The sequence below is a fragment of the Pseudomonas sp. Pseusp88 genome (genome assembly GCF_047303955.1).
Lineage (GTDB): Bacteria > Pseudomonadota > Gammaproteobacteria > Pseudomonadales > Pseudomonadaceae > Aquipseudomonas.
Genome location: NZ_JBGLYM010000066.1, coordinates 1 through 10,632, shown reverse-complemented (window position 1 = coordinate 10,632; position 10,632 = coordinate 1). Strand labels below are relative to the sequence as shown.

Sequence of the window (10,632 nt, the reverse complement as noted above, 5' to 3'; positions counted from 1 at the left end):
GGTGGTGGTTTGATAGGGGCTACTCCCAGGCGGTCCCAAAAGGAGAACGATTGGTCCCTTTTGGGGGGGATCCAGAACGAGCGACGTGGACGCATTGTGGACGCTTTGACCGTTTTCAGGATTGTGACGGCGAGAAAGTTGAGGCTTAAAAACGACGAAAGCCGCGCAATGCGCGGCTTTCAAGTTGGTGGGCCCACACGGACTCGAACCGTGGACCAAAGGATTATGAGTCCTCTGCTCTAACCGACTGAGCTATAGGCCCTCAGTAGGTCGCGGATTATAACGGCGGTTTCTCGGCTGTGCTATCCGAAAAGTCCGAAAGACTCATACGAAGAAACGTTGCGCAAAATTCTTCGGGTGGCAAGGGCAGGCTGACGATGAAGCCCTGGATCTGTTCGCAGCCTTCGTCGGCGAGGAATTGTTGCTGTTCGAGGTTTTCCACGCCTTCGGCGATGACCGTCAGTTGCATGCTGCGGCCCAGGGCGATGATGGCGCGGACGATGGCTGCGTCGTGGGCGTCGTCGGGCAGGCCGCGGACGAAGGACTGGTCGATCTTGAGGATGTCCAGGGGCAGGCGCTTGAGGTAGCTCAGGGATGAGTAGCCGGTGCCAAAATCGTCGATGGCCAGTTGTACGCCGAGGCTTTTCAGTTTGTGCAGCACGCTGAGGGCTTCCTCGGTCTGGCTCATGATGAAGTTTTCAGTGATCTCCAGCTGCAGGCAGTCCGGTTGCAGGTCGTTGTCGCTGAGCAGTTGCTTGATGCGGGCAAGCAGGTTGGGTTGACGCATCTGCGCGCCGGCCAGGTTGACAGAAAGGGGGCCGAAGGGTTGGTAGATGGCGTTCCATTGGCGCATCTGGTGGCATGCCTGTTCGAGGACCCAGTCGCCGATTTGCAGGATCATGCCGTTCTCTTCGGCCAGGGCGATGAAGTGTTCCGGTGGCACTTCGCCGAAGGTTGGGTGGTTCCAGCGGACCAGGGCTTCGGCGCCTACCAGTTGCTGGGTGTGCAGGCTGATCTTGGGCTGATAGGAGAGGCTTAGTTCGTTGCGTTCGATGGCTCGGCGCAGTTCGTGTTCCAGGGCTATGCGTTCGCTGGCCTGAGCGGTCAGGTCGCGTGTATAGCCTTCAACGCGGTTGCGGCCCTTGGCCTTGGAGCGGTACATGGCGGCATCAGCGTTCTTGATCACGGTGGCGACGTCTTCGCCATCGGTGGGGAACAATGCGCTGCCGATACTGGAACTGATGAAAAACTCGTGCTCACCGGCCTGGAACGGTGCCGAGAACGAAGCCAGGAGTTTGCTGGCGATCGCTTCTACATCACTTGGATGTTGCAAGCCGGGCAGCAGAATGATGAATTCGTCACCGCCCAGGCGGGCGACGGTGTCGATGTCACGCAGGTTTTCCTTGAGGCGCACGGCAATGCCCTTGAGCAACAGATCGCCGACCGGGTGACCGAGGCTGTCGTTGATGTGCTTGAAGCGATCAAGGTCGAGGAACAGCACCGCGCCGAGGCTGCCGGACTCCAGGCTGTGGATAAGTGCGGCCTGCAGGCGGTTCTCGAACAGGGTACGGTTGGGCAGGCCGGTTAACGGGTCGTGGTGCGCCTGGTAGTCGAGGCGGGCCTGGGCATGCTTGAGGCTGGAGATGTCGGCGAACACGGCGACAAAGTGGGTGATGAAACGCTCCTTGTTGCGCACGGCGCTGATGGTCAGCCAACACGGGTAGACCTCACCGTTCTTGCGGCGATTGCTTATCTCGCCCTGCCAGTGCCCTTCGGCGGTCAACTGGTACCACAGCGACGCGTAGAAGGCGCTGTCATGCTGGCCTGAGGCAAGCAGGCTCGGGGTCTGGCCGAGAGCTTCCTGTTCGCTGTAGCCGGTGATCTCACTGAAGGCGCGGTTGACGGCATTGATGCGCTGGGCGGTGTCGGTGATCAATACGCCTTCAGCGGTGCTTTCGAACACCGTTGCGGCCAGTTGTATCTTTTCCTGCATTTGCTGGCGTTCAGTGATGTCACGGGCGATGGTCAGCATGCAATCTTCACCCGCAATAAGAATCGGTCTGGTTGACAGTTCGCAGAGAAAAATCCGCCCGTCCTTGTGGCGGATATGGCTACGGAAGTCGCGCACGAAGCCATTGTGCTGCAACTGATCAAGCAATTGCTCGCGCTCGTTGAGGTTGGCCCAGATGCCCAGATCGAAAGTCGAGTGGTTGAGGGAGTTGGCGCTGCTGTAGCCGGTGAGGCGGCTGAAGCCCTCGTTGATGTCGATCAACAGGCCATCGCTCTGGCGACTGATCAGCATGCCATCGGGTGAGGCGTGGAAGGCTTTGGCAAATTTCTCTTCGGAAACCTGTAATTGCTGTCGGGCCTCTTTGAGGTAGGTGATGTCGCGCACCGCTACGAGAATAGCGGGGGTCGATTCCAGTTCGAATGTTTCGGCCGAGAGCAGGCCGGAGTAGGTGCTGCCATCCTTGCGTCGAAACGGCAATTCAAGGTTGTGCAGGCTGCTCTGTTGCAGGCGTTCCAGCATGCCCGGACCCAGGCCGGGAATGCCCCACAGGTCGAGTTCGGTGGGCGTCCTGCCGATGGCTTCTTCGGCGCTGAAACCGGTCTGCTCGACGAAGGCCGTGTTGACCTCCAACAGGCGGCCGTTAGTGCGGTCGGCGATGACCATGATGTCCGGGCATTCAGTGAATACCGAGGCGAACTTGGCTTCGGACAAGCGCCTGGCTTGATCGGCATCGAGGGTTCTGTTGATGTCGTTTATCAGATCATGGCGGTCATGCTCGCTGTTGTGCAGCTTCTGTTCCAGTGCCTGACGCGCGGCAATTTCTGCGTCGAGCCGCCGCCTGGAACGAACCACCAGGGCCACCGCCATCAGTAATACCAATGTCGACAGGCTGTAGGGCACAAGTCCCTGCCATTGAAGGTTGTTATCGGCGGTCGATGCAGGCCTGTCGAGGCGCTGCTCTTTTGCTGGGTCGAGTCCAGTCGTCCCTTTGCCCTGATCGTTCGGTGCCGCGGCGTGTGCGGTAATGCTCAGCAGGCAAACCATGATCATGGCCGGCAGTCGCAACATGTCAGCCTCTTTTTTATTGGCCTGGAAATGAATCGAGTGTAGCCGTGATGGCGAAGTGCGAGTGCCGTTCGGAAAAACTTCTACGCCAGAATGCAAAACCCCCGGCATGGGCCGGGGGTTTTGGTGTTGCGCGCCAGGGCTTACTCGTCGAGGAACGAGCGCAGATGCTCGCTTCGCGTCGGGTGGCGCAGTTTGCGCAATGCTTTGGCTTCGATCTGACGAATCCGCTCGCGGGTCACGTCGAACTGCTTGCCAACTTCTTCCAGCGTATGGTCGGTATTCATATCGATACCGAAGCGCATGCGCAGGACTTTGGCTTCGCGGGCGGTAAGGCCCGACAGCACTTCGCGAGTCGCTTCCTTCAAGCTTTCCACCGTAGCGACATCGATTGGCGACTGCATGGTCGAGTCTTCGATGAAGTCACCCAGGTGCGAATCTTCGTCGTCACCGATCGGGGTTTCCATGGAGATCGGCTCTTTGGCGATCTTCAGTACCTTGCGGATCTTGTCCTCAGGCATTTCCATGCGTTCGCCCAGCTCTTCCGGGGTCGGTTCGCGACCCATTTCCTGCAACATCTGCCGGGAAATACGGTTGAGCTTGTTGATCGTCTCGATCATGTGCACCGGAATACGGATGGTGCGGGCCTGGTCGGCGATCGAGCGAGTGATCGCTTGACGGATCCACCAGGTGGCATAGGTCGAGAACTTGTAGCCACGACGGTATTCGAACTTGTCCACAGCCTTCATCAAGCCGATGTTGCCTTCCTGGATCAGATCGAGGAATTGCAGGCCACGGTTGGTGTACTTCTTGGCGATGGAAATCACCAGACGCAAGTTCGCTTCGACCATCTCTTTCTTCGCGCGGCGGGCCTTGGCCTCACCGATCGACATGCGACGGTTGATGTCCTTGATCTCGGCGATGGTCAAACCGGTTTCGCTTTCCAGTGCGGTCAGCTTCTGCTGGCAACGTTGGATGTCGCCCTGCAGACGGCCGATGGCTTCGGCGTATTTCGCCTTGCCTTTGGCCAGTGCATCGGTCCAGCTCTCGTCCACTTCGTGGCCAGGGAACTGGCGCAGGAAGTCGGCACGCGGCATCCGTGCGTCACGGACACACAGTTGCATGATGGCGCGTTCCTGGGCACGCAAGCGTTCCAGGGCGCTGCGAACACGTTCGACCAGACCTTCAAACTGTTTTGGAACCAGTTTGATCGGCATGAACAGTTCGGCCAGTGCCAGCATCTCGGCGATGGCGGCCTTGTCGTCACGACCGTGCTTTTTCAGCGCCTTGCGGGTGATTTCCATTTGATCGGAAACCGCGCCGAAACGCTGGGCAGCAATGACCGGATCCGGACCGCTTTCGGCCTCTTCCTCGTCGTCAGTGCTTTCAGCTTCTTCGTCGTCGTCCTCGGCACCTTCGGCCTTCACGGCTTTCTGGTCGATGGGCGGCGGCACTTCAGCTGGTGGCGCAATGCCGTCGTCCGGGTCGATATAACCGCTCAGGACGTCGGACAGGCGACCACCTTCGGTGGTGACGCGATTGTATTCGGAGAGGATGTGATCGACCGTGCCAGGGAAGTGCGCAATAGCGCTCATCACTTCACGGATACCTTCCTCGATACGCTTGGCGATTTCAATTTCGCCTTCACGGGTCAGAAGTTCGACCGTACCCATTTCGCGCATATACATGCGCACCGGGTCGGTAGTACGACCGATGTCGGTTTCCACAGCCGCCAATGCAGCTGCCGCTTCTTCCGCGGCTGCTTCATCGGTATCGGCTTCGGCCAACAAAAGGGCATCCGCATCCGGGGCACTCTCGAATACGTTGATCCCCATGTCATTGATCATGCGGATGATGTCTTCCACCTGTTCCGGATCTGAAATATCCTCCGGCAGGTGGTCGTTGACCTCCGCGTAAGTCAGGTAACCCTGCTCACGACCACGGCTGATCAACTCTTTGAGGCGAGACTGCTGTTGCGCTTTTCCGGACATAACACCCTATCCACTGAAGGTCTTGGCGGGCAAAAAACAAGCCGAGGATTATACCCGAGCTAGGACCTCACGCGCCAGTTGAGGTCGGGGTTTGTGCAGGAACATTGCGATTTAACAGATTAAGCAGCTGAATTTTCTCTTCTGCGGTCAAACCTGACTGTCGTTCCTTGCGGATCAGTTGATCCAGGCTTCGCTCGCGTTGGCGAGCGGACAAGCTAGTTATAGTGTCGAAAAACTGTTGTTCAAGGTTGTCGGCCTCGATCAACCATTCCTTCTCTGCCAATTGTCGCAATAATCGCCCCTGGTCGGTTCCGTGCCAGCGGGCAATCAGTTGCAGCGAGCGTAGCCTTGGATTTTTTTGCAGGGCTTCGAGCAGGGCGACCAATAATTGCGAGTAAAGATTGTCGTCATCGGCAAACTGACTGGCATTGGCCACCTTCCCTGAAAGCTCCGGGTGGTGCAGTAACGTGCGCAGCGCGCCGAGGATGGTCGGTTCTACCGTCGCCGGTGGGCGTGGTGCGCGGGATTCGAAGTCGGGCCGTTTACCGCCCTTCTTGCCATCCCAGGGTTTCTTGTTATCCCATTTCTTCTGGCCGCCGCTTTTTGGCGGGGTCCATTCTGTCTGTGCTGGCGCTTCGTACCTGTCGTCAGGCTGATAGCTGCCATAGTCGGGCATCGATCCGTAATCGAAGCCGGGGTCGTAGCTCGGCGCGGCGGGCGCCGGTGCGCTTTGCGCCAGCTGGCTCATCGCTTCGCCGCTCAGACCGGTGATCTCGCTCAGGCGCTGCCGCATCAGGATGCGCAGGTTGGCGCCGGGGACCTTGTCGATCAGCGGCGCTGCCAGGGTGGCCATGTGGGCCTTGCCTTCCAGGGAGCGCGGATCGGCTTCCTTGGTCAGCTGTTCAAAAAAGTAATCGGCCAGCGGTTGTGCGTGCTGGTTGATCCGGGCGCGGAAGGCGTCAGTGCCTTCGCTGCGGACCAGAGTGTCCGGGTCCTCGCCTTCGGGCAGAAACAGAAAGCGCGCACGCCGCCCGTCCTGCATGTTCGACAGGCTTGCTTCCAGTGCACGCCAGGCGGCCTTGCGGCCTGCCTGGTCGCCGTCGAAACAGAACAGCACGTTGGGCACCACGCGAAACAGGCGCTTCAAGTGCTCTTCGCTGGTCGCCGTACCCAATGTCGCGACGGCGTTGCGCAGGCCTTGCTGGGCCAGGGCGATGACGTCCATATACCCTTCGACGACGATAATTTCGTCCAGGTTGCGATTGTATTTACGCGCCTCAAACAGGCCGTAAAGCTCCTGGCCCTTGTGAAACACCGGGGTTTCCGGGGAGTTCAGGTACTTGGGCTTGTCGTCGCCAAGGACCCGGCCGCCAAAGGCGATCACCCGGCCACGGCTGTCGCGGATCGGAAACATCACCCGGTCGCGGAAGCGGTCGTAGCGTTTGCCGGTCTCGGCATTTTCGATCAGCAGTCCGGCATCGATCATGGCCTTTTGCTGGAGCGTGTCGCTGCTCAGATGCTTGTACAGGTTGTCCCAGCCGGGTGGGGCGAACCCCAGGCCGAAGTCACGGGCAATTTCCCCGGACAATCCACGACCCTTGAGGTAGTCCACGGCGGATTTGCGCGTAGGATGGCTTTTAAGGGCCTGGCGGTAATACTCGGCAGCAGCGTTCAGCAGCGGGTAGAGCGGTGAGTCGGTCGGCTGACGCGGCTTTTGCCCTTTGACACTCTGTTCGCGCGGCACTTCCATGCCTGCGGCCTTGGCCAGTTCCTCGACAGCCTGGGGAAAATCCAGGTTGTCGTGGTCCATGATGAAGCCAAGGGCGTTGCCCCCAGCGCCGCAGCCAAAGCAGTAATAGAACTGCTTGTCCGGGCTGACGCTGAATGACGGGGTCTTTTCTTTATGGAACGGGCAGCACGCGCTGAAGTTTTTCCCGGTCTTCTTTAATTGCACGCGCGAGCTGACAACATCGACGATGTCGGTGCGGTTCAGCAGGTCGTCAATAAAGCTCTGGGGAATCAGCCCGGCCATTGCGTTCTCATCTTCAAACGGTGTGCGGCTTTTTGCGGCATGCGCGAGAAAGCTTCAAGCGTGCCTGTACATCAATGTGCGCAAGCGGTGCTGCCGACAATCTACGGATATCGAAGAATGTTCGATAGTCAGGGCTTGGTGTTCGGGCGCAGCTATCATTGCGAATGCGACGTCGGCCGTTGGCTTCGGTATTCACTGAGCTGTCATGAGGGGGCGTCGCCTTGGCTGAGCTTCTTGCGAAGATCATCAAGGCATACTCGCCATGCACCTTGATACGTTCGTCAGTGTAGACGCGATCAACGTGGCCTGGGTTCAGGCTGGACGTGACTTGCCTTGGTCGCAGCTGCGGCTTTGGCAAATGTTGTCAATGAAGCGTAATGCGGTACTGCAACTACAGCTAGCCCGGCTTTTTAAGGGCCGGGCGAGGCAGAAGCTTGCGGCGAACGCTGTAAATTAATACAGACGAACGGCGCGGCGCTGTTCGCGCTGAACTTTCTTGGCGTGACGCTTAACAGCGGCTGCTGCTTTACGCTTACGCTCGGAAGTCGGCTTCTCGTAGAATTCGCGGCTACGAACTTCAGCCAGAACACCGGCTTTTTCGCAGGAGCGCTTGAAACGACGCAGAGCTACGTCGAAGGGTTCGTTCTCTTTAACTTTGACGGCTGGCATCCAGAGCTACCTTCATTCATTACCGGGGTCAACGTCTCGTGCAAAAACTGCACATAAGTACGTCGGTTTTTAAGGGTTGCGGATGTTAACCCCTTGCTGCGAGGAATGCAAAGCCTCTGATCGAAAACCGCTGGTCGGGGCGTTGGGCGGCGACTATCATGCGCGCCTTCGAATTCGGCCTCCAAAAGGCGTAGACCCATGCTAGTACTGGGATTGGAAACCTCTTGCGACGAAACCGGCGTCGCGCTCTACGACAGTGAGCGCGGGCTGCTGGCGGACGCATTGTTCAGTCAGATCGACCTGCACCGGGTGTTCGGTGGCGTGGTGCCTGAGCTGGCTTCGCGTGATCACGTAAAACGCATGTTGCCGTTGATTCGCCAGGTGCTCGATGAGTCCGGCTGTGTCAGCGCGGACATTGATGCCATTGCCTATACGGCCGGTCCCGGTCTGGTCGGGGCCTTGCTGGTCGGGGCTTCCTGCGCCCAGGCCCTGGCCTTTGCCTGGGATGTTCCTGCGCTCGGCGTGCATCATATGGAAGGCCATTTACTGGCGCCGATGCTGGAAAAACAGCCGCCGCAGTTCCCGTTCGTCGCTTTGTTGGTTTCCGGTGGTCACACGCAGCTGGTTCGGGTCGATGGCATCGGTCTTTATGAGCTGTTGGGCGAGACGCTGGATGATGCCGCAGGCGAGGCTTTCGACAAGACTGCCAAGATGATGGGCATGCAGTACCCCGGTGGTCCCGAGATCGCCGCCAAGGCCGCTCAGGGTGTAGCCGGGCGCTTTACCTTCCCGCGGCCGATGACTGATCGGCCCGGCCTGGAATTCAGTTTCAGCGGCCTGAAGACCTCGGCCCTGAACACCTGGCAGCAATGCCAGAGCTCCGGGGACGACAGCGAGCAAACCCGTTGCGACATCTCACTGGCCTTCCAGCAGGCGGTGGTGGAGACTCTGACCATCAAGTGCAAGCGCGCACTCAAGCAGACCGGCCTCAAGCGTCTGGTCATCGCCGGTGGCGTGAGTGCCAACAAGTCGTTGCGCCAGTCGCTGGAAAAAATGCTCGGCGAGCTCAAGGGCAATGTGTATTACGCCCGCCCCGAATTCTGTACCGATAATGGCGCGATGATCGCCTTTGCCGGTTGTCAGCGTTTGCTGGCAGGGCAGAAGCAGGATCTGAGCATTACCGTGCAGGCGCGCTGGCCGATGGAGCAGCTTCAAGGGTTGTAACAGCGTATTCGCTCAAAAATGTCGTTCGCGTCCGGCGAGCAGGTCACGTAGATTGCCGCGATGGCGCCACACGATCAGCAGCACCAGAAAGCTGACCGGCAGCAGAGTCATCGGCGCTTTCCACGCCAGCAGTGGCAAGGTCAGCGGGGTAGCGATCAAGGCAGCGAGTGAGCTGGTGCGGGTCAGATAGAAGACCAGCAGCCAGGCGCAGATGGCCAGTAGTGCGGCGGGCAGATACAGCGCCAGCAGCACTCCGGCGGCGGTGGCGACTCCTTTGCCGCCACGGAAGCGGAAGTACAACGGAAACAGATGGCCCAGCACGGCGCACAGGCCGATCCAGGCCTGGTGTTCGGCATCCAGGCCTGTGAAGCGGGCGATCAGCACCGGCAGCAAGCCTTTGCCCAGATCGCCGAGCAGGGTCAGGATGGCGAGTTTCTTGCCGGCCAGACGCAACATATTGGTCGCGCCGGCATTGCCGGAGCCATTGGCACGCGGGTCCGGGCGACCATTGAGGCGACTGAGCACAATGGCAAAGGACAGTGAGCCAAGCAGGTAGGCGAAAATCGCCAGTAACCAAAACATGCTAACCATTCCGGGCGAAGGTGCCCTGATTCTAACGGCGCATCGCGCCCTTGTCGTGCAGCGGAGAGTTGGGCTTGGACAGAGTTTTCATCGACGGTCTGGAAGTCGATACGGTAATCGGCGCCTATGACTGGGAGCGCAGCATTCGTCAATGCCTGCGCCTGGACCTGAGCTTTGCCTGGGATAACCGCCCGGCGGCAGCCGGCGATGACCTGAGCAAGGCCCTGGACTACGCCAGCGTTTCTGCGCGTATCCAGGCATTTGCCGAGGCTGCGACCTTTGAGTTGGTGGAAACCTTCGCCGAACGTCTGGTCGAAGTGCTGATGAGTGAATTCCAGATCCCCTGGGTGCACCTCAAACTGACCAAGCCCGGCGCTGTAGCAGCGGCCAGGGGCGTGGGCGTGGAGATCGAGCGCGGATGTCGCTAACCCGGATTTACCTCGGACTGGGCAGTAACATCGACCGCGAAAAGCACCTGATTGCAGGGCTTGAGGCGCTGGATGGTTTCGTCAGCCAGATGACCTGTTCGCCGGTCTTTGAAAGCCACCCGGTGGGGATCAAGAGCGGCCCGTTCTTCAATCTGGTGGTCACCGGCCTGACCGATCTGCCGTTGATGGAACTGGACCGGCGGCTCAAGTTCATCGAAGCCGATAACGGCCGCTACGCCCCGGATCGCAAGGGGCTGCCCCTGGATATCGACGTGCTGTTATACGGCGAGCTGGTGGGCAACTTCGACGGCCTGATCCTGCCTCGCGCGGAGATTCTCAAGAACGCCTTCGTTTTGCAGCCACTGGCGCTGATCGCCCCGGATGTTCTGCATCCGGGGGCTGGTATCGCTTTTTCCAGGCTATGGGGCGAGGCGCAGATCGACCAGCAGCTTTGGCCGGTTGCGTTTGAGTGGCGTGGTGCTGCCCTGACGCCGAAGGCAATGTTGCAGGACTGATACAGATCCAATGTGGGACCGGGGTTTAAAAGGGCGGGCACGTAAACGCAATAAAACGGGGGGAAACGGGTTTTGGTGTTTTTTTGGGGGGGGTATAAAAGAATGGATAAACACC

The 10,632-nt window shown here is 59.2% G+C and carries 7 protein-coding genes, 1 tRNA gene and 1 pseudogene; 3 read left to right on the top strand and 6 right to left on the bottom strand.

Annotation, left to right across the window (positions count from 1 at the left end; genetic code table 11):
- Positions 1-185 precede the first annotated feature (185 nt).
- The 5 genes and pseudogenes from ACCD02_RS32200 to rpsU form a co-directional block, all read right to left on the bottom strand.
- Positions 186-262, bottom strand: a tRNA-Ile gene (locus ACCD02_RS32200).
- A gap of 15 nt (positions 263-277) precedes the next feature.
- A pseudogene (locus ACCD02_RS32195) lies at positions 278-2,731 on the bottom strand (EAL domain-containing protein); the annotation flags it as partial.
- A gap of 488 nt (positions 2,732-3,219) precedes the next feature.
- On the bottom strand, positions 3,220-5,067 hold the full coding sequence (rpoD, locus tag ACCD02_RS32190) for an RNA polymerase sigma factor RpoD (protein WP_413310626.1): 1,848 nt from the start codon (positions 5,065-5,067) through the stop codon (positions 3,220-3,222).
- 67 nt (positions 5,068-5,134) lie between these two features.
- The gene (dnaG, locus tag ACCD02_RS32185) at positions 5,135-7,099 is read right to left on the bottom strand and encodes a DNA primase (protein WP_413310625.1); all 1,965 of its coding nucleotides are present in this window, start codon (positions 7,097-7,099) and stop codon (positions 5,135-5,137) included.
- 453 nt (positions 7,100-7,552) lie between these two features.
- Positions 7,553-7,768 carry a 30S ribosomal protein S21 gene (gene rpsU, locus ACCD02_RS32180; protein ID WP_002551877.1) on the bottom strand — a complete coding sequence of 72 codons (216 nt, stop codon included), beginning with the start codon at positions 7,766-7,768 and terminating at the stop codon, positions 7,553-7,555.
- A gap of 198 nt (positions 7,769-7,966) precedes the next feature.
- Between rpsU and tsaD the strand changes: the two genes are divergently transcribed.
- Positions 7,967-8,992 (top strand): tRNA (adenosine(37)-N6)-threonylcarbamoyltransferase complex transferase subunit TsaD, encoded by a 1,026-nt coding sequence (tsaD, locus tag ACCD02_RS32175; protein ID WP_413310624.1) that lies wholly within the window; start codon positions 7,967-7,969, stop codon positions 8,990-8,992.
- A gap of 12 nt (positions 8,993-9,004) precedes the next feature.
- On the opposite strand, the gene plsY is transcribed toward tsaD, so the two are convergent.
- Positions 9,005-9,574 (bottom strand): glycerol-3-phosphate 1-O-acyltransferase PlsY, encoded by a 570-nt coding sequence (gene plsY / locus ACCD02_RS32170; RefSeq protein ID WP_413310623.1) that lies wholly within the window; start codon positions 9,572-9,574, stop codon positions 9,005-9,007.
- Between the two features lie 74 nt (positions 9,575-9,648).
- Between plsY and folB the strand changes: the two genes are divergently transcribed.
- A complete protein-coding gene (gene folB, locus ACCD02_RS32165; protein WP_413310622.1) occupies positions 9,649-10,002 on the top strand; it encodes a dihydroneopterin aldolase in 354 nt (117 codons plus the stop codon).
- Complete coding sequence (gene folK, locus ACCD02_RS32160) at positions 9,993-10,517, top strand: 2-amino-4-hydroxy-6-hydroxymethyldihydropteridine diphosphokinase (protein WP_413310621.1); 525 nt, start codon at positions 9,993-9,995, stop codon at positions 10,515-10,517. The genes folB and folK overlap by 10 nt, the downstream gene beginning before the upstream one ends.
- Positions 10,518-10,632: the final 115 nt, after the last annotated feature.